The sequence below is a fragment of the Candidatus Kurthia intestinigallinarum genome, assembly GCF_003991225.1.
GTDB classification, from domain to species: domain Bacteria; phylum Bacillota; class Bacilli; order Bacillales_A; family Planococcaceae; genus Kurthia; species Kurthia populi.
On record NZ_JTFC01000031.1, the window covers coordinates 125,654 to 151,279 of the forward strand.

A 25,626-nucleotide genomic window follows, 5' to 3' on the forward strand; every position below is an offset into this window, starting at 1 on the left:
GCGGATTTCATACAGTAAAAGAAATTGTTATGTGCCACAATATGTTACATATGGGTTTTGCATAGTAGGAGGTGTACGGAAATGTTGATGCGTTTCTTTGACTTCATAGGGATTTTGCAATGCCTCAACTAGCATTTCAACGGCATCCATATTGCCAGCTTCAGCGTCTTGAATGGCCGCTTCCACATAATAATTACGTGCAATAATCGCTGGATTAACACGTCGCATGCATTGCTGCGCCGCTTCTACTGTTGTTCCTTCTATTTCTAATCGTTTCTCCCATTGCTTTTGCCACTCTGCTAATCCTGTAATGGCTTTTCCTTCCGATAAAGCGCGGAATGTCTCTGTAAAATCCGCTTGGTTCGCTTCCATCCAACTTAATAATTGTTCTGCTAAATTACGATCTTCCATGCGAGCAGTAGCCAAGCCCAACTTGTCACGCATACCTGCTAGCCAGGCATCTCCAAATACTTGTGGGTACGTCATTAATACTTCTTCTAACGCTGCAATTGCTACCTCTTCATTGTCATCAATCAACGGTAATAACGTCTCAGCAAAACGTGTTAAATTCCATCCACCAATTGCCGGTTGCTGACTGTAACGATAACGCCCCTGTTGATCAATTGAACTGAAAAATTGATCCGCATGAAACACATCTAAAAATGCACATGGTCCATAATCAATTGTCTCACCACTAATCGTCATATTATCTGTATTCATAACGCCATGTACAAATCCGACAAGTTGCCACTGCGCAATTAATTGTGCTTGTCGACGCATCACTGCACGAAAGAACCCAATATAGTCTCCTTTTTCAAGAGAAGCATAATGACGTGCCATCGCATAATCTGCTAACTCACGTACAGCATGCTCATCAACCATATGACGTGCATATTGAAAAGTCCCAACACGTAAATGGCTCGCAGCGATACGCGTTAACACCGCACCTTGCTGTACTTCTTCACGATAAACCGGTAACCCCGTCGTCGTCACAGCTAAACTACGCGTTGTAGGAATGCGCAATCCATTCATGGCTTCTGAAATAATATATTCTCGTACCATAGGACCAATACCGGCACGGCCATCACCGCCACGAGAATAGGGCGTACGACCGCTTCCTTTTAATTGCACATCAACACGTTTATTTTGATGAACATGCTCCCCTATTAACATAGCACGCCCATCACCAAGCATTGTAAAATTACCAAACTGATGCCCTGCATATGCTTGAGTAATATAATCACGTGGCTGTGCACCTGCAAATAGCGCTGTATTTGCATATTCATCTTCTACATCCAATTCCTCTGCTAAGCGTTTATTCCATAATATAATCTGTGACTCTTTTACTCGATTTTCACTTACCTCACGAAAAAAAGTCGGCGGTAATGCCGTATACGTTGTTTCAAAGTTGAATGACATCTCATCATTCCTTTCTACCTGATTACTCCTACCATAGCATAAAAAAGCAATATAACCTCTTAGAAGGCATTACAAAGATATTCACTATCCATTGAATTGATTGAATACACGCTACATTTGAATGTTAAATTATATTTATTGATAAAAATCCAATAAAGCATCAAATTTCTAGTTAGTATATAATTAAATAAATAATAAAAAGAGGTGATGAAATGTTCTATTTTTTCATTGGTATTGTCATTTTTATTATGCTACTTAGTATAATCGTCCATTCATCAAAAACGGCATCACAAAAACGGAAAAATGAGCGTTTTGAAAAAATTATCACAACGACACACTATACATCTGACCTCGATTTACTTACACATGCTACGGCTCAAAATACATTTTTCATCGAAAGAATGATGCAAGTCCAACACGCTTACGCTCAACAACTTCATCAGCCCTCCAAAGCTCGATTTATGAGCGAAGACAGCGCGCGTTTACCTAGCCAGAAACTTCTTAAATCAAATGATAAAAATCAAGAATTCTCACTATTAGAAGCTGAATTTCAGCGTTTCCTCTTTTTAAGTACTTTATTTAAAAATGTGCCTATGTTCAGTCAACACGTAGACGAACTATGGCATACAACAATTATGTTCACCAATCAATACCAAACATTTAGCGAAACATTATTAGGACCACATCAATTAATTCATCACGCACCTAATATAGAGCCAACAAGTAATCCAAAAGAGCGCGCTTTTTTTGACCTCATTTACAGTTCTTTTTTTGCCATTAATGATTACAGTCATCTAACATGGGGCAGTTTCTTCAGCTATACAATCGACAAACAAGTATTAATCGACTTTGGACAGCAGCGCGCATTTTCTACTGAAGAATTACTTCGTCTACAACAACAGTATTTACGTGATGAATTATCATTAGAACAAGTACGTTATGTAGCAGAACGTTTACAACAAATTATTTATCCTGCTTGGAATGAAGCTTCTTCTGACATAAAAAATCACCAAAAAATCGTTGATACAGCTTTTTCATATAATCCTCTAACTGCCAAAAATAGTAATAGTTACAATATGAATGGTGTGTTATTTTTCGTATTACTCGCATCATTGCTAACAGAAGAAGAGCTTGTGCAAACTGCCTTGCAATCACTTGGCTTAATGAAAGTAACTGCAACAGCTAGCGGAACCGATAGTTCTTATATTGCACCTACTGATTATTACGATAATGATACTAATCACCATGATACAATTCACCATTCAAATCACGACAGTAATCATCATTCATGTGGTTCTAGTTGTGGTAGTGACGGTGGCTCTAGCTGTGGGTCGGGCTGTAGCTCTTCATAATGTTTACGAAAAAACGCTTCCAAATAAAACATCTTATTTGGAGGCGTTTTTCTATACTATTCTAGTATTAATAAATATTAAAATATCCATAACCTCTTTTTCTTTGCATGAAGCCGATATACACGCTTGTATGTACGCATAAGCTCATCTTTTCGTTCATCTACTTTATAATAGCTACCTTTAAAATCTGCAAGCTTTTTTACGATTGAGTCCATCGCTGGTGCAAGGTCTGGATTACTTATGCAAATTGCTCGCACACCAGCATCCCAATTTGTAACATTTCGACCAACCATATTTTCAATTAATGCTAAACGTTGATCTTCTTGAAGATCAGAAGGTAATTGCTCCATTACTGCAACAAGTCGCTCCGCATTTTCTCTTTGTGGTGCTGTACTTTCTAACATTTTCCGAATAATATCTCGATGATTTTTCCAAATAAGCAAGTCATCATCAAAAAAATGATTAAATCGTTCTTCAATTAATTGTTGTCGCCATTCTTCAATAATTGTTGAACTAATTGCGAGACGTTGAAAAGCTGCGTAATCAAGAACTGCTTCTCGTCCCATTACTAATTCATCGCCACCATAAGCCATATAAAATTTTTTTGCTTCTTCTATTGTCATGAAAATACCTCCCCTTACAGTAACTATTTACAACAATTCCCCTTCTAAAACCTTTCTACTCGTAAATAGTTAACAAGTTAGCGTGACAAACTGAACTTTATACCTAGAAATAGAAAAAAATGCAACGCAAGTCCAAAAAGAGAGCGCTAATCAAGTTGATTAGCGCCTTCTTTTTTATTATGATAACCATTTTGGCGGTGTATTTTTACTCCAATAAATTTCTCCTAACTCATAATGCGATACAAAATTATCCTCGTATGTATGGTAGTGAAAATTGTAGTAAAACCCTTCAAATGGTCTATTTTCTGTTCTTACATGGAATCGAATCATATCCTCACGTGTCTCACGATTGTAAATATTGAAAATTTTCTCAGAATAATTACCACTTGGATTTTCAGTAATAGCTAAGTTTGATAGTTCTTGCTCACCAACGCGCGCGACTGTGAAATCAATTGCTTCTTGCATTTTCGGAAAAATTAATTCATCAAAATCCTGTTGAATTTTAGGACCAACCTTTGCACCAAATTTTGTATAGGCTTGCTCTTTTGCCTCTTTCATAAAATCAATTGGTTCATATATTTGTTCCACTATTGGCTGCTCATCTGCATAAGCAACGAGTGTCGTAGTCGTTTCATTTTGATGTTCTATTAATGTTTTGTGTTGCGAATTTCCATCAAATACATTTTCCCAGAATGCGTGCGATGGTGTAATTAAGCCCAGTGTAACGACTGCTACAGCCGAGACCATGGCTTTTTGAAACCATTTTTTCATACTTAATTCACCTGCTTTGAAAAGAGTCTTAATTATCTTACGTTTTATTCAACTAGAAAGTTTCACATAAAATAAAAAAAGTAATAGCTATTTTGAGCTACTACTTTTTTATTCACTAAAAATAATTTTTTAAAACGTTGTTCACTTAAAAATAAATTATTTTTCAAAGATACCATAATGAAATTTTGTATTAGGTCTCTTCAACTGCTTAAAATGATATTTTTCAAATAATGGTGAACGAAAATGCGCTTTTAATACAACGCGTTTCTTGGCTACACGTAGCGCCTCATACATCCATTCATCATCTAATGAAATATGAATACCCGCTTCACGCAGAGGTGTGAAATTTTTTGATTCTTCAATGGTTTTTTCAAACATAGGATCTAAATATACGACATCCATTGTGTTAGATGGCAATTGACGTAAATAATCTACAGCTATAGAAGATATGACTTCAATTTGCCGCATGCTTGCTAATTCTAATAGCTTTTCCTCTACATAATTATACTCCTGTAACCCTTGTTGCATCATAAATGCAATCACCGGATTTCCTTCACAGCCAATAATACGGCCTTGTTCCCCCACTTGGATACTCGCCAACATACTATCTGTTGCCATGCCTAATGTACAATCTAATAACGTATCGCCTTTTTCTAACTGTACCGCTTCTAAAAACGTATCTTTTTCTCCACGCGCGAGACGTTTTGCACGGAATGCAGCCGATGATGGATGAAAGAAAAAAGGCTCTTTTTGACCAAAAGCATAATATTCATAGCGCATTTTCCCTGCAACTAAAATATTCGCTTGTTCTTGCTCCATTATTTTTTGCATCGAGCGCTTACGACGATCTACAAATGGAATTGCCAATGTAGATGATGCAAAAAGAGCGCGCTGACGAGAAAGATCGTCAGGGCGCCCGCCAGTTGTTACAACTGTTTTCACTAATTATTCAACGATTTTCTCTAATACGTCCATTACATGGTCACGTACAGATTCCATCATTTGTCCTTCAATTTGTTCGCGTGGGATAAAGTATGCAAGATTCCCATCTTTCCAGAAAGCAATCGATGGTGATGAAGGGGGTACTTCTTCAAAGAATGAACGCATTTGTGCTGTTGCTTCTTTATCTTGTCCTGCAAAAACTGTCACTAAATGTTGTGGTTTCTTTTCTACAGTTTGTACCGCTTCAATAACTGCTGGACGAGCAAGACCTGCTGCACAGCCACATACTGAATTAATCACAATGACAGAAGTCCCTTTTGATTCCTGCATATGTTCTGCTACATCGCCTGCATTCATTAATTGTGTAAATCCTGCATTCACTAGTTCTTCGCGCATTGGTTGTACAATACCGCGCATATATTCATCATAAGCATTCATAATTCTAGCCTCTTTCATATTGGGTCGTAACCCTTGTATTTATTGACTTTCTACTTTCTCATTGTAGCGTTCATTGCGTGAGATTTCATCCTTTTTTACTCCGAATGTTAGATTTATGTTAGATAGATGTTAGATCGCTACACTTAGAAACATTGTTAAATCAATGTTTCTAAGTGTCGTTTGAAGTTTCTGTTTAAATATGTGAGATTTTTTGACTGAATATCGAGTTTTACAGAACAAAACACGTTAGAACTCTATATTTTTATAAGGTAAATGCAATCACGCATGATTTCCCTTATTAAAAGTATTAGCAGAAAGGCATCGTCCACACAGATATTAAAGAATATTCTGGGAGAAAAGACAACTTATAAAATTTCTATAATCATTAACATAACTGCATTTATTTGAATTAACCTATAAAAAGACATTCATACATTTATCTATATATGTAAAAATAGAATAATGTTTTTATATCTTTACAATCAATTAAACAACATAAACTGCTGCCATTGAGTAGTCTTTTTATTTCTACTTAAAAACCTTAAATATTTATAATGGTAAATTTGATATTTTCCTATTTCAAAATTTATAAAATATCAAATTATTCTTTTTTAACACATTATAATATACTGATATAGAAAGATTAAATTTATTGAAAACATTTAATGAAGTCCATGAGAAACCAACAGTTCCACAGCATTGGAAAATTGGATGGAGTTTAAAAGCTTTAAAAGTAGCTTACAACAGTTTTCCAAAATCGATTAAAAATAAATTTGGTTCTCAAGCTAAATTTTTAGCAGTGGTTGAAGCTTTTGAACATTTTACTGGAGATATTCAAGCTAAAATCATTAAAGAATTAACAGCACAAGGATTTAGTAAAACTCAAGCAACTATTGTGGCGAAAACTATCACATTTTTAGCTTTTTAATTAACTGTATACTAAATTATATAGGAGGAATAAAATGCTGGTAAATATCATAGGAATCAACTCAATTTTACTTTTATTAGTTATGATTATCTTAAATATGTCTCTAAGCAAGATTATCACTGTATTATTCGTTAGTTCGGTACTTTTATTTCTAGTACGAGTATTTGTAGAAGGCAGTAAATTATCAAGTGCTTTTACAGAATCTTTCGGGATTCTAAGTATTGTAGGATTCATTTGTGTAATTATTCATTTTTTAAAGCGAAAAAAACTTCAACTAATTAATAATCTGTATTAAAAAGCCCCTGTATCTTCTACATTATTATGAAAGATAAGGGGCTTTGTTTTATACTTTTTCTACATTTTCCTTCTTAGCTGTTACATATGTTTTAGATTTGGTTTTTAAACGGTATACGTTGCCTACTTTAATGATTTCTGTGACAGTAAATGCTGTACCCACTTTAAGCGTCTGAATACGCTTAGATTCATTGAATTTAACGCTATCGTATTCGCCACATTCTTTAATAACACGATACAATCCCTTAGGCGCATTTGATTTGTAATACTTCTCTGTATTTGTGTTGCCAGCCGGTGTGACGGTAGTTGAACCAATCACTTTCAGCCCTAAATATTCCGCAATGCCATCTGCAATAGCGTAGCCTTGCGATGCTAACCACGCTGAATTGCGCATATATTTAATATCAATTGTCGAATCCATAAAGCCACCTTCTGTTAAAATAGCCGGCATTGAAGTATCACGTAACACTTGGTAATTCGCATGTTTTGCACCACGATTTTGTAGTCCAGTAGCCTTTACTCAACGTTTATGCACGATGTTCGCAAGTTTGGTTGCTTTTGTTGCAGACGCTGAAAGACTAAATGTTTCTGTACCGTCCCATTTATTAGACCATATATTTGTGTCCGCATTGTGATGGCACGATAGACATTGGCACCCCAGTTGTTTGCTCGCTTTGCACGTGTTCATAAAGCAACATCTGTACGGCCTGTTGCATCATCTATGTGCAATGTTTGAATATCATATTGATGGAATGATGAAAGAAAGATACGCAAGCCTATCAATTAATGCGAGTAACTATTCAAAATATTTGATGGGTACGCGCCTGTCGTTGATTATTTAAAAACAGCGACACGTCGCATTCGTGAAAAAATTTCACTGACAAAACAGCTGCACACGTATATGCTACGTTACACACATATTAGTTTTTTGGATGAAGCTAGTGTAGATTTGCCTTATGAATCGTGTTGGCCATAAATTATCAAAGTTATACTATTTTTTTGATACTGCTTTTCAAAAATTTATTTATAAGAAAAACGACTTTTTTCGACATTTTTATTTTATATATTTTTGTTATTTCCCGAATTTTAAATGCTTTCTTAAAATTCTCCCAGGAATTTAATATACATAATTATGAACACTAAATTATCTTTATCCTTTAATATGCAGATAAAAAATACCATTTATTCCTTATAAATATAAATTTATTGAAAAAAGAGTACTATATTTCACTTTATAATAATTTTTATGTAACAGACGTTTAAAGCTTATTTTTAGGCGTTTTAAGCGTCTTTTCGACACTAATTCATACAAATTGTCGATTCTTGTCTTATGTACGGTAAAAAGGCTTAAAAAGCTCTTTTAAAAAAATAAAAATCCGCGAATGAAAATCATCCGCGAATTTTTATTTTTTACCATTGGAATAACTTCTTACGAACAAGTGAATCAAAGTGGCGATAAAGTAGCGATACACTTTCTACCAACTCTTCAATTTCTGCATTAGAATAATTCCATGCGTTTTCACCATCATCCATAATAACGAGCATTTGATTTATGTACAATTCATAAATTGCTATAGCATCTGCAAAACAATCAATTTCTGATTGTTGAGCGACTTCTTTATCTTTCATGCTATCAAATACGTTTAATGCTTTTTGAAGTTCCTCTGTCACAGCTTGGCGATCACCAATTTTAACTGTTGGTGTTGGAACTTCTCGTAAGCTAGAAAAACGTTTAATACGTTTATTTTTTCTATGTTTCTCTAATAATTCTTTTGTAGAATGCATCTCAATTCCCCCAACAAAAATGTGTTCAGTTGTCTAGTCTTTCATGTTTGTACCCTACAATATCATAGTTTTTTAGTATAATGCAACCAGTATCAAAAAAATTCAGTGTTCATCATTAGAATTCCAACTTTAGATATATCGTTCACAAATTTATACAAAATATTTTTTATATTTAAGTAAAATTAACTGTCTTTTATCCTTTTTATTCAAAAAAACACTCAAAAAAAAGAGTTAATTACTTTATTAACGTAATGTTTTTTTATAAACACTGAAATAAGCTCATTTCTAAATTAATCTATTTTACCTACAAAAATTTTATTAAATTAACGTTTTTTATTTTAAAAGTTACTTATTCTTTATAAAAAAACCCTACTAAATAAACATTTATACACGTTTTCATTCGATTTTATTCTATAATTCAACTTCTTTTGATATATAAATTTAACTAGTCATCCAATCTCATCTCTTATTCGAATTTACAAATTAAAAAAGCCATGCAAAATGCATGACAGTTAACCCGCAATACGGTAATGATTATACCAATTTAAAAAATCAAAACGTTTAATTACATTAAGCACGCATGGCGTTTGTTCTAAACGTTCTAATTTACGATGTTCACTTGCAAATTCTTCTTCCACCCTCATTGTCATATATGGTAATTTACTTTGTGATTTACGTGAGCGCAAATTTTCTGAACGAGCCCCTGCAAATACATATTGCAAATCGTATTGCGCAAAAGCTGTATACAATATTTGTTCTTTCGCTAAGAAATTATAACCTTTTCCCCAATAAGGTTCTCCAATCCATGTGCTCATATGACATGTCTTTGTCACTTCATCAATATTTTTTAATGTGATAACGCCTATTAATTGATGTTGTTCATCTCGAATCATACGTGAATAAAAATGACCTTCCATTTCTTCAAGTTGCATCGTACGTATGAACTGAATCATGGCTTGAGGTGTACAATCTTCAGATTTTAGTGCTAATGCACACCGTACAGATGGTGTAGCAATCATAGATGCTAGTTCTGCAGCATATGAAATATCATGCGGTTGTAAAAAAACTTTAATCATTGAAGTTCCCCCCTACTCTACATTGGAGAGCTTCCCGATGACCTGCTTCGCCAGCTTATGATCCTCCTCTAAATTTAGAATATCTTTCGCGAGACGTAGTGCTTCCTGTTGTGAAACGAGTGTAAGCGATTCTGTATATAAAAATAATAAATCTTCTAACGGACCTATTTCCTGATAGCTTGTAATTTCAATTGCTTTACGTGCATGGTACGCTGCCGAAACGTACGCACCTTCTATAAAACTAAGACTGCTTGTCAGTAATTTATAAGCAATTCCATGCAATTTCCAAGATTCCAATTCGATAAGTAGTAAGTTGATGAATGTATAATTGGCGATAGATTCATTTTCATACGCCAAATATAACATTTGCTTTTCTAATTCATCATATGAAATTGTTTGTGCTATATGAAATGCTTGTTCAAAATCGCCCTTTATCAAATAATCCTCTAAATCACTATTCATCGGTATACTCCTTTTTTGTAATTCTATGTCTATCATACAAAAAATGTGATGTTTCTTTCAATTCTTTCCCCTTACTATTTTCCCTATTCAAAAAAAATAAAACACACCCTATAATCATTTTATTTTTCGGTACTTCTTGTAATAATAGGCATTAAAACCTACTCACATTTATAATCGTTACTTTGATTTTAGTATTTTTTCTTAAGGAAGTTTAAAAAAGAGCATTTCTGTCTATAAATTACTATGATATTAGAAGGGGATGATTGTCATGAAGGATAAAAACACAGCATTTTTTTATATAGGAATTATGTTTTCTTTATTTTTAACGTTAGTGTTTGCACCGATTACAAGCTTGTTCATTCAAATTCTTTTATTTTTAGCCACTCTATTAATGGCTTATAATGCTTACTATATGTATAAACGCGCAGCTTATATAAAGTCCGATTCGCCATTTGAGGACTTTTTCACTTCTAAATAAAAGTAAATGTAGCAGCTTATACTACATATTCGTTTTACTTCATGTTGCATCATACTAAAATAGCGACAATCCAACTAAACGGATTGTCGCTATTTTAGTATGATGCACAAATTAGGATTTATAGTTCATTATAAGAAAGGTGTACAATACCTGTCACAGTATTATTTTTTTCATTAATATAGTCTTCAATCTCCATTTCTACAGAATATGATACATGGATACCGCATTCACAAAATGTCGCTGGAATATCGCCAACAAGTAGTTCTCCGTTCATTGTTAGATATATTTTTGAAGTTAGTATTTTTTCTTTTTTGCAGGCACATGTTCCGCAAATCATTTTTCCACCTCGTTGCATACTTCCAATATTACATTATTATAGACCTGAATTTATTCCTCTGTCAATCAAAGCCTAATTAACTATTCATTCAAAATATAAAATTATTTATATTCATTTTCCAAAAAATAAAAAAGGTATTATTTACTCATAAAAAAGAGTTATCATACTAAGATGATAACTCTACTCTTTACTAATAGATGCTGTTATTTTTTATTATTTTGACGCATTTCGGTCATTTGACGCCACATAGAGCCTTTTGCATCTTCGCCTTGCGTAATACGCTCGATTGCCATTTTAATTTGTAGTTTTACCTCAAATTCTTTGTCATTACTGGCTTCTTCTAACGCAGGTAGCGAAGCTTCTGTACCTGTTTCATATAAGAACATCGCTGCACGCCAACGAACTAATTTATTTTTATCTGTTAATGCTTCTTGCATCGCTGGTTCGAACTCTACAAAACTTAAATCACTCATGCAATCACCAGCTGTACGACGAACTGAGGCGGATTTGTCTTTCAATGCTTCAATTAAATAAGGTACAACAATTGTATTTTCAATCATACCAAAATAAACGGTTGCAAGACGGCGAATCGACATTTTTTCATCTCTTAAAGCAGCTTCTAATAACGGAATATCATCTAGTTCTGGATCAGGAATCTGATCAAGTAATTGAAAACGTTTTTCCCAATCATCTACTTGGAATTCCTCTAATGAGATTTTACGTTTTCTCGTTGGAACTGTACGATTTTCTCGGCTCGCTGTAACAAGTTCCTCGATGCGATTATCTGGAAATGCAGCTTCTAGCTCTTGTACTAACGAAATACCTACCTCTTCTTTGTCGCCATAACGAACACCGTAATCAACCCATTTACGTTGCATAATATAGTTTTCGTCATCTTTCATCGCTTCTGAAAAGGCATCAACAAAACGTTTAGATAAGCCAAAACGTTTTTCTTCCATATTATCAAAGACTTTTACTTGTAATGGGATACCATTAAACATTTGAACATGTACGTAGGCTTCACCAAAATGATCTACTGAGCCATTTGTAGAGGTAGCTTCTGCTTCTTCACCAAAAACTTGGCGAACAGCTATTAAAATGGTTTCCCAATCAAATTTACCAATACGTTCTACAGCTAGAAAATCAGCTACATGATAAATGCCCTTTACGCCGTCGATTTTCATAATTTCCTGAATAATCTCAGGTGCTGTTTCAACAGTGGTCTTATTGTAATTATGCGCTGTGCCAAATGGTAACTCTTGGTCTAAAATAACTTTCATTGTATTTGGACTTGGTGTCGGTTCAATTGATTTGATATGCATTCAAAAATCCCCCTTTTATCCATTTACTATATCATTTAGATAATCATAACGTTCACTTAAATGCTCATACTGCTCGTTTAGTTCTTCTAATTCAATCGTTAAACGTTGTAATAAAGTGAAATCTGAACCTGCTTTTGAAATTTGCTCTTCGTGTTCCATAATATCATTTTCAACGTTTTCAATATTTTTTTCAATGTCTTTCCATTCTTTTTGTTCTTTAAAGCTAAGTTTTTTCTTTTCTGTTTTAAGTTGTTTTTCTTTTACTTTTTCAACTTTTTCTTCTTTTGGGGCGTGTTGTTTTTCAGCATGTTTTTTTGCTAAAAAATCGGTATAAACATCTAATGATTCTTCTAATCCGCCTTGACCATCTAACACCCATAATTTTTTAGCAATACGGTCTAGGAAAAATCGGTCATGCGAAATCGTCACAACAACGCCTGCAAAATGCTCAATAAAATCTTCAAGAACCGATAATGTCTCGATATCTAAGTCATTTGTAGGTTCATCTAGTAAAAGTACATTCGGCTGTTCCATTAATAATTTTAATAAGTGGAGTCGTTTTTTCTCGCCACCAGATAATTTCCCAATTTGTGCGCCATGTGAGTGCATTGGGAATAAAAATCGTTCAAGCATTGCTGCTGCTGAAAAATGCTCGCCATTTGCATCTTTAATATCATTGGCCGTTTCACGAATGTATTCAATCATACGTTGATTGGAATCCATCTCTGGTAAATGCTGCGTAAAGTGTGCGACCTTAACCGTCGAACCAACTTCAATTTCACCACTGTCAGGAAGGATTTCTCCAGCTAACATTTTTAATAATGTCGATTTCCCCGCACCATTTGGTCCAATAATCCCAATATGATCACCTTGTTGTAATAAGAAATCAAATGATTGAATTAAATGCTTCTCACCAAAGCCTTTTGTCACTTGTTGTCCTTCAATTACTTTTTTACCAAGACGTGTTGTCGCAAGGTTCATTTCTAAATCCGTTTTTGAATTATCTTTTTGTAGTGTGTCTGATAATTGTTCAAAGCGTTGAATACGTGCCTTTTGTTTTGTAGAACGTGCCTGTGCGCCACGTCGAATCCATTTTAATTCCGAACGATAACGATTTCGATTTTTTGCATCTGTCGCAGCGTCCATTTCTTCACGAATCGCTTTTGCTTCTAAATATGCACCATAATTACCACTATGTTTATATAATGTTTGATTCGCTAATTCAAAAATTTGTGTTGATGTACTATCCAAGAAGTAACGATCATGCGTAATAATAATTGCAGCACCTTTCAAACGATTAATCATATCCGTTAGCCATTCTGTTGATTCTACATCTAAATGGTTTGTTGGTTCATCAAATAAATATAAATCTGCTGGTTCAATTAATGTTTTCGCCAGTGCAACACGTTTTTGTTGTCCACCTGATAATGTGCCTACTAATGCTTCGTAATCGCTAATACCGAGTTTCGTTAAGGCTGTTTTTGCAAGCGCATTAATATCCCAGCCATTTTCTGCATCCATACGTTGCTGAAGTTTAAATAATTGTTGTTGTATACGCTCATTCATCGGGTCAGCATTTAACGCTACTAGTGCTTCTTCATAGGCTTTATTTAATGTAATAACCGGTGAATCTCCTGTAAATACCGCTTGTAGCACGGTTAACTTTGTATCAAATACTGGATTTTGTGGGAGGTATGCAATACGATAATTTTTAGGATGGTCAATATCAATAGCGTCTGTTTCTAATTCCCCTGCTAAGATAGCCATCAATGTCGATTTCCCTGTGCCGTTAATACCAATTAACCCTGCACGTTCTCCTTCGACCAATGTTAAATCAATATTATTAAACAGCGTTTTATCCCCTACTGTTTTTGTGAAATTTGATACGATTAAGTGACTCATATTTTACCTTCTCTTTCTGCGCTCAATTGTTGTAAAAACTGTACCATAAATTTATGGCGTTGTGACGCTAATTTTTTACCATATGCTGTCGTCATTAAATCTTTTAACTTTAATAGTTTCTCGTGAAAATGCGTCACAACAGCGCTATCTTTTGCACGATATGCTTCCTCAGATTCATATGTATGCGTCTCTTCATCATCATCATTATAAATCAAACTTCCATGCGCACCACCGAATATAAAAGCACGTGCAATACCAATTGCCCCTAATGCATCTAATCGGTCAGCATCGCGAACAATTTTCATTTCAATAGTCGTTGCTTCTAGCTCATATCCACCACGATAAGAAACCGCCGCAATTGTTTCTTTAACTTGTTGCTGTTCATCATCTGATAATAATAGTTGCGCCAAAATAGTTGCTTCTATGTCTTTAGATGTTGCATATTTTGCATCACTGACATCATGTAATAAAACCGCTAATTCAATAATTTTTTCATTAGCAGTTGGTTCTGTTTCTGCAATTGCACGAGCAGTCGCTAACACCCGCTGTATATGTTCAAAATCATGACTCGCATCAAATGAAGCATACACTTCTTTTACAAGTTTGCTACATTGTTCAGTAGTTGTCATCTTCTCACCTCATCTCTACCATTATACATGGAAACTGTTTAAAATAGAGTATGATTACATATAGCTAAAGTATCTTTGCTTTATATATATATTCATTCATAAAAAAAGCAATCGTCTCATAATAAGACGATTGCTTCTATTTGTTATTTAGAATAAACCGACAGCATTGCCGTCTTCATCAATGTCCATACGAAGAGCAGCTGGTTCTTTTGGTAATCCAGGCATTGTCATAATGTCACCGGTTAAACAAACGAGGAATTTAGCGCCAAGTTTTGGAATAACTTCACGTACTGTAATCGTAAATCCTTCTGGGCGACCTAATAATTTAGGTTGATCTGTTAACGAATATTGTGTTTTTGCCATACAAATCGGCAAGTTACTCCATCCAAAACGTTCAATGTCCGCTAATTGTTTTTTAGCTGTTTCTGCAAATGTAACATTGGCACCACCATAGACTTTTTGAACGATAGCACGCACTTTATTTTCAACACTGTCTTCTAAATCATAAATTGGTTTGAAGTGATTATCTGTTGCAAGAACATCTAATACAGCTTGTGCTAAGTCAAGACCACCTTCACCACCTTGTTCCCAAACATTTGTTAACGCGATTTTCACACCGTTTTCTGTACCCCAGTTTAAAATAACATCTAGCTCTTCTTGTGTATCTGTAATAAAACGATTTAACGCTACAATCGGTTCAACGCCAAATGCACGAACAGTTTCCACATGTTTCGCTAAATTTTGCATACCCGCTGTAATGGCTTCAGGGTTCGCTACTTTTAATTCTTTTTTATCGACACCACCATGCATTTTCAGCGCACGTGCCGTCGCAACAATAACCACAGCATTTGGTTTAAATCCAGCTTGTACTGCCTTAATATCCATGAATTTTTCAGCGCCTAAATCGGCACCAAAGCCCGCTTCTGTTACAACAACATCCGCCAATTTACGTGCTGTTTGTGTTGCTTGTACCGAGTTACAGCCGTGCGCAATATTAGCAAATGGACCACCATGAATAATAGCAGGTGTGCCTTCTAATGTTTGAACTAAATTTGGTTTAAAAGCATCTTTTAATAATAAAGTTAATGCTCCTTCTACTTTCAAATCGCGAACAAAAACAGGTTCTCTTTCATATGTGTAACCAATAACAATCTCACCTAAACGTTTTTTCAAATCTACATAGTCTGTAGCTAGACAGAAAATCGCCATAATCTCTGAAGCAACCGTAATATCAAAACCATCTTCACGTGGAACACCCTGTGCAGGACCACCCAAACCAACAATCACATTTCGTAATGAACGATCATTCATATCTAATACACGTTTCCAAAGAATGCGACGAGGATCAATATTCAATTCATTTCCACGATGGATATGATTATCAATTAATGCTGCAAGCGCATTATTTGCTGTTGTAATGGCATGTAAATCTCCTGTGAAATGCAAGTTAATTTCATCCATTGGTACAACTTGTGCGTAACCGCCACCTGTTGCGCCACCTTTAATTCCCATAACCGGCCCTAAAGATGGTTCACGCAAAGCAACTACTACTTTTTGGTTTAGTTGATGCAATGCATCTGCAAGTCCTACAGTTACTGTAGATTTTCCTTCGCCAGCTGGTGTTGGATTGATTGCTGTAACTAATACAACTTTTGCATCTGCAGTTTGATTTTTTAATTGTGTCACATCGATTTTCGCTTTATATTTCCCATATAACTCAAGCGCATCTTCTGGAATTCCAGCCGCCTTAGCGATATCACCGATGGGTTGCATTGTTGCTTTATTAGCAATCTCTAAATCAGATAGTGGTGTAGTAACATTTGACATGTATAATCCCTCTTTCTTTCATCTGAATGTTTCGAAACTTTCTAGCCTTACATTACTACAAAATACCTTTCACTTCAATGGAATCGCCGTATGACGCTATTAATTGACAAAAAAAAGAAATTCATGCTATAGTCGTTTCATTAGAGGAATGTCCTTTAATCGAAATTTGGCGACATATGGAGGGAACGCTCATGCACCAAGGTACGGTAAAATGGTTCGATACAGTGAAGGGTTACGGCTTTATTGAGTGTGATCAAGGAGATGACATCTTTGTTCATTTCACAGGAATTGTAGCGGAAGGCTTTCGTACATTAGAAGATGGGCAACGTGTTCAATTCGATGTTGTTGAAGGAAACCGTGGCAGTCAAGCGGCTAATGTAATTGTCATTTAATTTCATACAATATAAAAAGGACGAATCTGATTGATTCGTCCTTTTGTTATGCTATTTCTCTTCAGCTAATTCTATTTTCTTTTGTGCTTCTGGTAATCTTTTAATATCAATGCGAACAATTTGATGATTGTTTACTTCAAGCGCAGTGAAACGGAAACCTTGTTCTTCAATTAAATCCCCTTGTTTCACATCACCTAGGTGCGCCATAAACCAACCACCAATTGTATCAATATCTTCAGCTTCAATTTGCATACCAGTTAAATCATTCACTTCATCTAATAATAATTTACCACTTACATTAAAATGATTTTTATTGAATTCATGCTTTTCAGGAAGTTCATCTGCATCAAATTCGTCACGAATTTCGCCAACAATTTCTTCAATAATGTCTTCAATTGTCACTAAACCAGATGTACCACCATATTCATCAAGTAAAATAGCAATATGAATTCGCTTCGTCTGGAATTTAATTAATAAATCACCAATTGGAATGGTCTCAATTACTTGAACAATTGGTTGTACAAATTCACCGACCGTTTTTTGACCACTTTCCTCATGACGAATCATTTCGGTTAGTAATTGTTTCATATTCACAAAACCAATCACATGATCCTTATCACCATCGATAACTGGATAACGTGTATATTGTTCAACATCCATTAAGCTAAATACTTCTGTCAATGTCATCTCTTTATCGAAACTAACAATTTCAGTACGTGGTACCATCACTTCTTTGGCAACCCGATCATCAAATTCAAAAATCCGATTCACATAGTTAAATTCAGAAGGATTGATTTCGCCGCCTTTAAAACTATCTGCAACAATCATACGTAATTCTTCTTCGCTATGTACCTCATCATTTTCAGACATCATTTTCAGGCCAAACAAACTTGTTAATAACCGGGCAGATCCATTTAATAGCTTAATTGGTAAATACATAATTTTATAGAATATCATTAATGGACCTGAAAAAGCTAAAGTTACAGCCTCTGCTTTTTGAATAGCTAATGTTTTGGGCGCCAATTCACCAACTACCACATGCAAGTATGTCACAATTGAAAAAGCAACAATAAAGGATATAACAGATGCTAGATTTCCTTCTATTCCTGTCATTTCAAATAGTGGATGTAGTAATTCTTCGACTGTTGGTTCTCCAATCCATCCTAAACCAAGTGCAGTAATTGTAATACCAAGCTGACATGCCGATAAATATTCATCTAAATGCGTAATGACTTGCTTTGCTTTTAATGCACGTTTATTGCCTTCTGCAACTAATTGATCAATTCGCGTTGAACGTACCTTTACAATTGCAAATTCTGTTGATACGAAAAAGGCTGTTGCAGCAATCAATACTACAAACAATACTAAATTCCAAACTATCTCTCCGTCCAAATAAGTTCTTTACCACCTCAATGATGATAAAGAATTCACCTCCTGTAATATGTAATACTATTAATGTAATCAAAAATAGTCTTAAAATGCAATTTATATGTATAGGAAAGTGAAATATTTTCACTGTCATATCTTATTGTTTAATAAAAAAAGCTCCTACATATAGGAGGAGCTTTTTAGCACATAATTAAACATTTACTGGTTGGAAAAACTCTTCATACAATGCTTTTAAAATGGCATCTTCAAATTGTTGTTTCACACCAAATGATAAAGATACTTCCGAAGAACCTTGGTTAATCATTTCAATATTTGCACCCGTACGAGAAATCGCTGTTGCAGCACGAGCAGCTAGCCCCGTATTATTATTCATTCCTTCACCTACCACAACAATCATTGAGAAGCCGTGACGGAAATGCACATCATCTGCATGTAATTCATCATATACACGTTTCACAATACGCTGTTCTTTTTCCGGATCTACTTGATGGCTGCGAATAATAACGGAGATATCATCCAATCCAGATGGTGTATGTTCATATGAAATATTTTCTTCTTCTAAAATTTGTAATAATTTACGACCAAAGCCGATTTCTCTGTTCATTAAGTATTTACTTACATATAAAATTGAGAAACCTGCGTCAGCAGAAATTCCTGTTACAGGACGACGATTTATTGTACTTTCTGAAACGATACGTGTTCCTGGTGATGCTGGGTTATTCGTATTTTTGATGTTTACAGGGATTTTTAATTTAAATACAGGCATTAACGCTTCATCATGAAACACTGAGAAACCCGCGTACGATAATTCACGCATTTCACGATAAGTAATTTCGGTAATTTCGGCTGGGTTATTTACTACTTTCGGGTTTGCACTGAATACGCAATCTACATCCGTAAAGTTTTCATAGATATCTGCTCCTACTGCAGCGGCTAAAATAGCACCGGTAATATCTGAACCTCCACGGTCAAATGTACGCAATACGCCTTGTGCTGTGTACCCAAAAAATCCTGGGAAAACAATAATTTCATTTGAATCTTTTAACGAGCTTAAATTATTATATGCTTCTGACAGTGCCATTGTTCGTGCAGGTGGTTCATTAACAACTAAACCCTCTTTGGGACTTACATAACGCGCTTCAATGCCAATGCTATTGAAATACATAGCAATCATTTTTGCATTATTATCTTCCCCACTTGCTTTTAAACTATCTAACACATACTCAGGAGATACTTTAATTGCTTGTTCACAACGTGTACGTAAATCCGCTTCGATAATATCTGAAATTTCTCTATCTAACCCTAAACCTTGCGCATTTTCTTCGTAACGTTTTACAACCGCTTGTATTTTATCTTCTATCTCTTCCCCAGCAATCACAGCGTTTGCCAAATCGATTAATAGATCCGTCACTTTAATATCTGCCGAATCGCGTTTCCCAGGCGCTGATACGACAACAAAGCGACGTTGTTCATCACTTTGAACAATTGCTGCCACTTTTTTTACTTGTTCCGCACTTGCGACGGAAGTTCCACCGAATTTACATACTTTCATGTCATCAAATCCTTATCGTCTGTATTTTTAGAATAAACATATGTCTTCCATCAGTGTACATAACAGATGTTAGAATAGTCAATATATTTTCCTTATTATTCTTGCAAAAATATTCCGAATTTTCAACAAGGTGTAATAAAAGCGTCTAATTACCGACTAGACGCTCTAATTCTTATTCTTTTGAGTACATTTTTAATAATTCTTGTCCTAAGAATTGCAATTGCTCGCCTACTGTGCAAGATTCAATACAAAACTGATGAGCTCCCGGCTTGCCACGATCTTTACGTAATTGCTGTTTTACAAAGCAATCATCACAATATTTCTCCATCGTTTCATCAATTTCACTAATAATATTTTGTTGATTCAACAATGAGATCACCTCAATTTCAAGTATTGTAATATTCTACTCTCTCCTATGATATGATGCAAGTATCATTTCTTCACAGAAAGTAGGGTTTATATGTTAGAAATTTATATTGATGCAGCAAGCGCCGGAAACCCAGGGCCATCTGGCATTGGTATTTTTATAAAAGGAGAGGGGCATCTTTTAAAAATAAGCGAGCCAATTGGTGTTACGGACAATCACCATGCTGAGTTTCAAGCATTTGTCCGTGCAATGAAAGAAGCCGAAAAATTAACACCTTCTATAGTATCTCTACGCTCCGATTCAAAAATTGTCGTGGCATCTATCGAAAAGCGGTATGCTAAAAAAGAATCCTATAAAGAATTATTAGCAACGGGTCTAGCTATTAGCGATACCTTTCCTTTATTTTTCGTGCAGTGGATCCCTGATGAACAAAATAAAGCCGCTGATGCACTCGCACGCGAAGCAATTCATAAAAACTAAACATGCTAACTAGATAAAAAAGCAGGAATCACACATAAGCGTGATTCCTGCTTTTTTATACACAACTTACTTGTTCTTTAGCATATAACAATGCCCCAATTGCGCCGCTAAATCCTTCGTCCCCTAAAAACACAGCTGTTTTCTTTTTCAATTTCGTATAACTTGTAATAACATCTCGTAGTTTCGTATTATGATCTAGTGTTGTACCAATATACACAATATGCTCAACTTGGTATTGTTCAGCTAATTGAATACTCAATGTCGAGACAACTTCCCCAACAAGCCCCATCGTCGTCGCTAAAATATCTGCCTTTACATAATCTTGTGGTGGTTTCAACCCTACTTTACCAAAATTACTTGCTGTTAAATCTGGATCAAGCGGTGCAGGTACCTCCATTCCTTCAAAAATATCAGCTACCATCAAATCAATATTTTTTCGCTGCCCGGTAGCAGCTAAACTTGAAATTTCATGATAATCGTATTCTCCAGTCATTAAGGCACTCAATCCAACAAGTGTCCCTCCACCAATACCGGTACCACTAACACGTGTATACGCCTCACCATTTTTATAATGGATGGATGTCCCTGAACCAATATTTGCGACAATACAACGTTCTAATCCGCCTTCTTGACGCTTTAATTGATAATTCACTCCGCGAAATGTTGCTTCAAACTCCACTAATGAATGACGTGTAAGAGAATCATTTAATAATAGATTCAATTGCTCTGCTCGCCCACCTGTCATACCAAGTATTTGAATTTCTGGGTGTGCATTAATAAAAGCTGCTACTTGAGCTAAATCATTTGACGGATAATGACGAACTTGTAATTCATTATTTCCATCTGTGTAGGCGATTTTTGTTAATGTACCGCCTGCATCTATACCAATTGTATTCATATATAAACTCCTTTTTCGCTTCCATTACACTTTAATTCGAAAATAAGGCATTTGCAAATATTTCATACGCATTTTTATGATTTTTGTTCATATACAATTTTACCTGCTACAACTGTTTTCATAACTGCCGTCGATAAAATTTCTTCTTCTGTACAATGCAATAAATCACGATCTAAAATTGTAAAATCTGCATCATAATTTGGGGCAATATGACCGCGATATGTTTCTTGGTTGCCTGTATACGCACTACCTACTGTATACATATGAAGCATTTCATATCGCGACAAACATTGTGAAGGCTGATAAACTTCGCCACCTACTTTCTTACGTGTTACACCTGCCCAAATCGTTTCAAATGGACTAATACGTTCTATAGGTGCATCTGTTCCTGCGCCTAGAACAATTCCTGCACGCAAAAACTCTTTCCATGGATATAAATAGTGACTACGTTCTTCCCCTAAACGTTCGGCAACCCATGGCATATCCGATAATAAGAACAATGGCTGTGCATCTACAATAATGTTTAACGCTGCTAATCGTTGAATTTGTACGGGCGTACATAAGCTCCCATGAATATAACGATCCCGCATTTCAACAGCAGGAACTTGTTCTAATGCTGTAATCACTTGCTCAATCGCTCCATCACCAATCGCATGAACGGCTACCGCTGTATTATGAGAACGTGCTAATGCAATCCAAGAAGCCATCTCCTCATCACTATGAATCTGAATACCCGTTGTTTTTGTCCCTTCATAAGGTGCATTTAAATAAGCTGTATTTCCTCCAAACGAACCATCTGCAAAAATTTTCATTGCACCCGGTTCAAGGAATGGATTATCAAATGTTACACCATCCGTTATCATTTCTTCAAAAACACGATGATTTCTTAACATATGTGCACGGAAATAGCGTTCCTTACCAATCACTCGATTATACGCACCAAAAGATTTTGTATAATGTCCAAAGTATCCCAAGTCTTCTGAGTGAACACCGGTGATACCATGTGCTACTAAATCATCAATTGCTAAGCGAATCATTTCATCTAATTGTTCTTCAGGAATATTAGCAGAAGCTAAATCAAGTAAGGCATCATTGGCATTTTCATAAAGTAATCCATTTAAATTTCCATGTTCATCACGACCATAAGCACCACCAACAGGATCCTCACTTTGTTTGGTAACTTTTAATTTTTCTAAACCTGCATGATTCGTTAAGCAAACATGTCGACAAACTCGACGTAATAACATTGGTCCCGAATAAAGCGCATCTAACTCGTCAATAGAAGGAATACGATCCATTCTATTTTCATCCCACATATCAATATACATCCATTCAGTACCATCTAATTTACTCGCTTCATCTCGCACTTCTTCTAAAAATTGAGCAGCTGTTGTCACATGATGAACTCTTCTCTTTAATAGAAGTTCACCGTATCCAATTAAATGGATATGACTGTCAATAAACCCTGGATACATTACTGCACCATTTAAAAATTGTTGTTGTTCTGCAAATGGTGCTAGTTGTTCATATGTACCCGTTTGAATAATTTTATCCCCATCTGTCAAAACAGCTTCGGTTGTATCACCTTCACCAATCATTGTATAAATTGTGCCACCATACCATAATGTTTTCACAACATTTCCCCCTTGTGCGAATCAAATTGGCATTATTATATCAGAAAATGGAAATTATTTCGAAAATCTGTTTTTTCATTGTCTATTTATGACTTTTTGCAGTACCATAAATAAGGAAACACTATAGAAGTTTGAACGGAGGTATCTTTGTGGTACAACAAAAACAATTATATAAAGAAGCGATGAATGTACTAAAAGCAACAAGTCGTACATTTTTCATTCCCATTACGTTTTTAGAAAAGGATATGAAAACAACAGTTGCAACTGCGTATTTATGTATGCGCGCAATTGATGAAATTGAAGACCACGAAGACATTACAGTAGAAGAAAAAGCACGTATGCTAACAAAAACTGCTGAGCTTCTAAGCACCCAACCATTTGATAATGCAGCGTATCTAGCAGAAATCGATGCATATAAATCGATTTTACCTGAAGTAACATTGCGCTTAAATGACTGGATAACATTATGTCCAGATGCAATTCGTCAACGTGTAGCAGCCTCTACAAGTGAAATGGCTGGCGGCATGGCAAAATGGGCATTAAAAGGTTGGGTTTGTCATACAAAAGAAGATTTAGATGATTACACATATTATGTTGCTGGCTTAGTTGGCGTTATGTTATCTGATATTTGGAAAACATTTGCGAATATTGATACAGACCGTGATTTAGCTATCGGTTATGGTCGTGGTTTACAAGTAGTCAATATTTTACGTAACCAAGACGAAGATGCTGAGCGTGGCGTAAGTTTTGTACCGGATGGCTGGACACGCGACGAATTATTCGCCTATGCAAATAACAACTTAGAAAAAGCAGAGGCTTACAATAAACAAATTACAAAACGTAGTATTTTAATGTTTTGTAAAATTCCACTCGCACTTGCACATAAAACATTAAAAACCATGCACAGTGGTAACGAAAAATTAACGCGCGCTGAAGTTGAAGCAACTGTTGCAGAACTAGATGAACATACAAAATAATGATGAAAAGAGGCTAGGATTTTGTCCCAGCCTCTTTTTATGCATTTTCCGCTACTATTTCTTAAAAAAATAGGCACGCGTTGCCTGACGTTGTTCTTCTAATAAGATGTTTTCTAATTCTTCATGCATCCATTGTAAAGTCTTTCCGTTTAAAAATTGTTTCATTTGTTGTTCTGCTTCTAACATTGTTTGATTAAACAAAAAGAATTAGATTCACAACCACTACAAGCTGTATTTTCATCTTTAAACATCGTACCAGCCACTAGATTCTTACATTGGAACATTGGTTTAAGTCCTTAAATTGCACGAATAACATGCCAAAATGTAATATCTGATGCTTCTTTTGCTAAACGATACCCACCGTTAACGCCTGGTATCGACAATACAATACCTGCTTTTGCTAATTTGCTAAAAACTTTTGATAGATATGTTTCAGATAATCCTTGAAATTCAGCAAGTTCTTTTATCCCTATTGTTTTCTGATCCGGAAGACTAATTAACTAAACGAGCCTATGCAAGGCATATTCTACTGTCACACTATATTTCATTTTGTTTCACCCACTTCTTTCAATACTCGCATCGTATCATATTTGACTTTTATTTAAAAAAAGAATTTCTTAATTATAGACAATTTTTATCCACGATTTTTTATCTATTATTAATTGAAAAGGAATGATTTATTATGAAAAGTCGCATTAACTATTATAAAGTAAGCGAAGCGGGGCTCAAAAACATGTTATCAATGGAAAAATATATTTCATTGGACATGAATTTAACTAAGAAGTTAATAGAATTAGTGAAAATCCGCGTATCACAAATTAATGGCTGCGCTTTTTGTTTGAATATGCATACACAAGATGCACGTAAATTAGGTGAAACAGAACAACGTATTTATTTATTAAATGCCTGGAAAGAAACCTCTTTATACACTGAGCAAGAACGTATGGCACTAGAATTTGCAGAAATATTAACGTTAATTAGCGCACATGATATTCCAGATACGCTATATGAAGAAGTCCGCACACTTTTCGATGAACGCCAATATACAGGCTTAGTTTTACTGATTAATCAAATTAATTCATGGAATCGCATTGCAATTTCTATGGCTAATAAATTTGCTTAACTAAAAAAGTGCACTCTTTGTATAAAAGAACGAGCGCACTTTTTTCATATTGGAATACTTTTTATATACTTTAAAATTAATAACTTTCAATTCATCTTATTTGCGTATTATTACTATCTCTTTTCGGAATATATCCTACAACTAATATAATTTTTTTCTATTTCATTCTGAATTTTAAACGGTATACAAAACTTGACATTTTTAAAAAATACGTTAAATGACATAATTT

At 35.0% G+C, this 25,626-nt stretch carries 26 protein-coding genes and 2 pseudogenes; 7 read left to right on the forward strand and 21 right to left on the reverse strand.

Annotated elements, in window-relative coordinates:
• Window positions 1-27 precede the first annotated feature (27 nt).
• A complete protein-coding gene (locus QI30_RS09260) occupies window positions 28-1,419 on the reverse strand; it encodes a protein adenylyltransferase SelO (protein WP_126990627.1) in 1,392 nt (463 codons plus the stop codon).
• A gap of 212 nt (window positions 1,420-1,631) precedes the next feature.
• On the opposite strand from QI30_RS09260, the gene QI30_RS09265 reads away from it, so the two are divergent.
• The gene (locus tag QI30_RS09265; RefSeq protein ID WP_126990628.1) at window positions 1,632-2,771 is read left to right on the forward strand and encodes a hypothetical protein; all 1,140 of its coding nucleotides are present in this window, start codon (window positions 1,632-1,634) and stop codon (window positions 2,769-2,771) included.
• Window positions 2,772-2,848: 77 nt separating this feature from the next.
• On the opposite strand, the gene QI30_RS09270 is transcribed toward QI30_RS09265, so the two are convergent.
• The 4 genes from QI30_RS09270 to QI30_RS09285 all read right to left on the reverse strand — a co-directional run bounded on the left by QI30_RS09270 (window position 2,849) and on the right by QI30_RS09285 (window position 5,545).
• Entirely contained in the window at window positions 2,849-3,394 is a 546-nt protein-coding gene (locus QI30_RS09270) for a hypothetical protein (RefSeq protein ID WP_126990629.1), read from the reverse strand.
• A gap of 177 nt (window positions 3,395-3,571) precedes the next feature.
• Window positions 3,572-4,165 (reverse strand): YpjP family protein, encoded by a 594-nt coding sequence (locus QI30_RS09275; RefSeq protein ID WP_020189730.1) that lies wholly within the window; start codon window positions 4,163-4,165, stop codon window positions 3,572-3,574.
• A 156-nt stretch (window positions 4,166-4,321) separates the two neighbouring features.
• Window positions 4,322-5,107, reverse strand: coding sequence for a class I SAM-dependent methyltransferase (locus tag QI30_RS09280; RefSeq protein ID WP_020189729.1), 786 nt, complete (start codon window positions 5,105-5,107; stop codon window positions 4,322-4,324).
• 3 nt (window positions 5,108-5,110) lie between these two features.
• Complete coding sequence (locus QI30_RS09285) at window positions 5,111-5,545, reverse strand: BrxA/BrxB family bacilliredoxin (RefSeq protein WP_020189728.1); 435 nt, start codon at window positions 5,543-5,545, stop codon at window positions 5,111-5,113.
• Window positions 5,546-6,197: 652 nt separating this feature from the next.
• Between QI30_RS09285 and QI30_RS09290 the strand changes: the two genes are divergently transcribed.
• Entirely contained in the window at window positions 6,198-6,473 is a 276-nt protein-coding gene (locus QI30_RS09290) for a hypothetical protein (RefSeq protein ID WP_126990630.1), read from the forward strand.
• 343 nt (window positions 6,474-6,816) lie between these two features.
• Here QI30_RS09290 and QI30_RS21100 read toward each other — a convergent pair whose 3' ends face one another.
• The 5 genes and pseudogenes from QI30_RS21100 to QI30_RS09310 form a co-directional block, all read right to left on the reverse strand.
• The gene (locus QI30_RS21100; RefSeq protein ID WP_255411571.1) at window positions 6,817-7,086 is read right to left on the reverse strand and encodes a DUF5776 domain-containing protein; all 270 of its coding nucleotides are present in this window, start codon (window positions 7,084-7,086) and stop codon (window positions 6,817-6,819) included.
• Window positions 7,087-7,116: 30 nt separating this feature from the next.
• Window positions 7,117-7,272 (reverse strand): annotated as a pseudogene (locus QI30_RS21105) (N-acetylmuramoyl-L-alanine amidase); the annotation flags it as partial.
• A 905-nt stretch (window positions 7,273-8,177) separates the two neighbouring features.
• Window positions 8,178-8,552, reverse strand: a complete 375-nt coding sequence (locus QI30_RS09300) for a hypothetical protein (protein WP_020189672.1) — start codon at window positions 8,550-8,552, stop codon at window positions 8,178-8,180.
• 512 nt (window positions 8,553-9,064) lie between these two features.
• Window positions 9,065-9,628, reverse strand: coding sequence for a GNAT family N-acetyltransferase (locus QI30_RS09305; protein WP_126990632.1), 564 nt, complete (start codon window positions 9,626-9,628; stop codon window positions 9,065-9,067).
• Between the two features lie 12 nt (window positions 9,629-9,640).
• Window positions 9,641-10,090 (reverse strand): hypothetical protein, encoded by a 450-nt coding sequence (locus QI30_RS09310; protein ID WP_126990633.1) that lies wholly within the window; start codon window positions 10,088-10,090, stop codon window positions 9,641-9,643.
• Between the two features lie 268 nt (window positions 10,091-10,358).
• Here QI30_RS09310 and QI30_RS09315 point away from each other — a divergent pair, with 268 nt between their 5' ends.
• The gene (locus tag QI30_RS09315) at window positions 10,359-10,568 is read left to right on the forward strand and encodes a hypothetical protein (protein WP_126990634.1); all 210 of its coding nucleotides are present in this window, start codon (window positions 10,359-10,361) and stop codon (window positions 10,566-10,568) included.
• Between the two features lie 118 nt (window positions 10,569-10,686).
• On the opposite strand, the gene QI30_RS09320 is transcribed toward QI30_RS09315, so the two are convergent.
• The 5 genes from QI30_RS09320 to QI30_RS09340 all read right to left on the reverse strand — a co-directional run bounded on the left by QI30_RS09320 (window position 10,687) and on the right by QI30_RS09340 (window position 16,585).
• Window positions 10,687-10,905, reverse strand: a complete 219-nt coding sequence (locus tag QI30_RS09320) for a hypothetical protein (protein ID WP_126990635.1) — start codon at window positions 10,903-10,905, stop codon at window positions 10,687-10,689.
• Between the two features lie 203 nt (window positions 10,906-11,108).
• Window positions 11,109-12,227 carry a conserved virulence factor C family protein gene (locus tag QI30_RS09325; protein ID WP_020189667.1) on the reverse strand — a complete coding sequence of 373 codons (1,119 nt, stop codon included), beginning with the start codon at window positions 12,225-12,227 and terminating at the stop codon, window positions 11,109-11,111.
• 15 nt (window positions 12,228-12,242) lie between these two features.
• Window positions 12,243-14,129 carry an ABC-F family ATP-binding cassette domain-containing protein gene (locus QI30_RS09330; RefSeq protein WP_020189666.1) on the reverse strand — a complete coding sequence of 629 codons (1,887 nt, stop codon included), beginning with the start codon at window positions 14,127-14,129 and terminating at the stop codon, window positions 12,243-12,245.
• Window positions 14,126-14,758: an HD domain-containing protein gene (locus QI30_RS09335; protein WP_126990636.1), complete on the reverse strand. Its 633-nt coding sequence runs from the start codon at window positions 14,756-14,758 to the stop codon at window positions 14,126-14,128. The genes QI30_RS09330 and QI30_RS09335 overlap by 4 nt, the downstream gene beginning before the upstream one ends.
• Window positions 14,759-14,905: 147 nt before the next feature.
• A complete protein-coding gene (locus QI30_RS09340; protein WP_020189664.1) occupies window positions 14,906-16,585 on the reverse strand; it encodes a formate--tetrahydrofolate ligase in 1,680 nt (559 codons plus the stop codon).
• Between the two features lie 191 nt (window positions 16,586-16,776).
• Here QI30_RS09340 and QI30_RS09345 point away from each other — a divergent pair, with 191 nt between their 5' ends.
• Window positions 16,777-16,977, forward strand: coding sequence for a cold-shock protein (locus QI30_RS09345; RefSeq protein WP_020189663.1), 201 nt, complete (start codon window positions 16,777-16,779; stop codon window positions 16,975-16,977).
• 51 nt (window positions 16,978-17,028) lie between these two features.
• Here the strand turns inward: QI30_RS09345 and QI30_RS09350 are convergent, their stop codons facing one another.
• The 3 genes from QI30_RS09350 to QI30_RS09360 all read right to left on the reverse strand — a co-directional run bounded on the left by QI30_RS09350 (window position 17,029) and on the right by QI30_RS09360 (window position 20,288).
• Window positions 17,029-18,369 carry a hemolysin family protein gene (locus QI30_RS09350; RefSeq protein ID WP_020189662.1) on the reverse strand — a complete coding sequence of 447 codons (1,341 nt, stop codon included), beginning with the start codon at window positions 18,367-18,369 and terminating at the stop codon, window positions 17,029-17,031.
• Window positions 18,370-18,556: 187 nt separating this feature from the next.
• Window positions 18,557-19,918 carry an aspartate kinase gene (locus tag QI30_RS09355; protein WP_020189661.1) on the reverse strand — a complete coding sequence of 454 codons (1,362 nt, stop codon included), beginning with the start codon at window positions 19,916-19,918 and terminating at the stop codon, window positions 18,557-18,559.
• Window positions 19,919-20,090: 172 nt separating this feature from the next.
• Window positions 20,091-20,288, reverse strand: a complete 198-nt coding sequence (locus QI30_RS09360; protein WP_370323607.1) for a zinc-finger domain-containing protein — start codon at window positions 20,286-20,288, stop codon at window positions 20,091-20,093.
• A 90-nt stretch (window positions 20,289-20,378) separates the two neighbouring features.
• Here QI30_RS09360 and QI30_RS09365 point away from each other — a divergent pair, with 90 nt between their 5' ends.
• Window positions 20,379-20,765 (forward strand): reverse transcriptase-like protein, encoded by a 387-nt coding sequence (locus QI30_RS09365; RefSeq protein WP_020189659.1) that lies wholly within the window; start codon window positions 20,379-20,381, stop codon window positions 20,763-20,765.
• Between the two features lie 55 nt (window positions 20,766-20,820).
• Here QI30_RS09365 and coaW read toward each other — a convergent pair whose 3' ends face one another.
• Together coaW and QI30_RS09375 are read right to left on the reverse strand one after the other, a co-directional pair.
• A complete protein-coding gene (gene coaW, locus QI30_RS09370) occupies window positions 20,821-21,663 on the reverse strand; it encodes a type II pantothenate kinase (RefSeq protein ID WP_020189658.1) in 843 nt (280 codons plus the stop codon).
• A gap of 74 nt (window positions 21,664-21,737) precedes the next feature.
• Window positions 21,738-23,297, reverse strand: a complete 1,560-nt coding sequence (locus QI30_RS09375; protein WP_020189657.1) for an amidohydrolase — start codon at window positions 23,295-23,297, stop codon at window positions 21,738-21,740.
• A 149-nt stretch (window positions 23,298-23,446) separates the two neighbouring features.
• Between QI30_RS09375 and QI30_RS09380 the strand changes: the two genes are divergently transcribed.
• On the forward strand, window positions 23,447-24,274 hold the full coding sequence (locus tag QI30_RS09380; RefSeq protein ID WP_199754665.1) for a squalene/phytoene synthase family protein: 828 nt from the start codon (window positions 23,447-23,449) through the stop codon (window positions 24,272-24,274).
• 54 nt (window positions 24,275-24,328) lie between these two features.
• Here the strand turns inward: QI30_RS09380 and QI30_RS09385 are convergent.
• A pseudogene (locus QI30_RS09385) lies at window positions 24,329-24,771 on the reverse strand (RrF2 family transcriptional regulator).
• A 185-nt stretch (window positions 24,772-24,956) separates the two neighbouring features.
• Between QI30_RS09385 and QI30_RS09390 the strand changes: the two are divergent.
• Complete coding sequence (locus QI30_RS09390; protein WP_126990637.1) at window positions 24,957-25,397, forward strand: carboxymuconolactone decarboxylase family protein; 441 nt, start codon at window positions 24,957-24,959, stop codon at window positions 25,395-25,397.
• Window positions 25,398-25,626 lie beyond the last annotated feature (229 nt).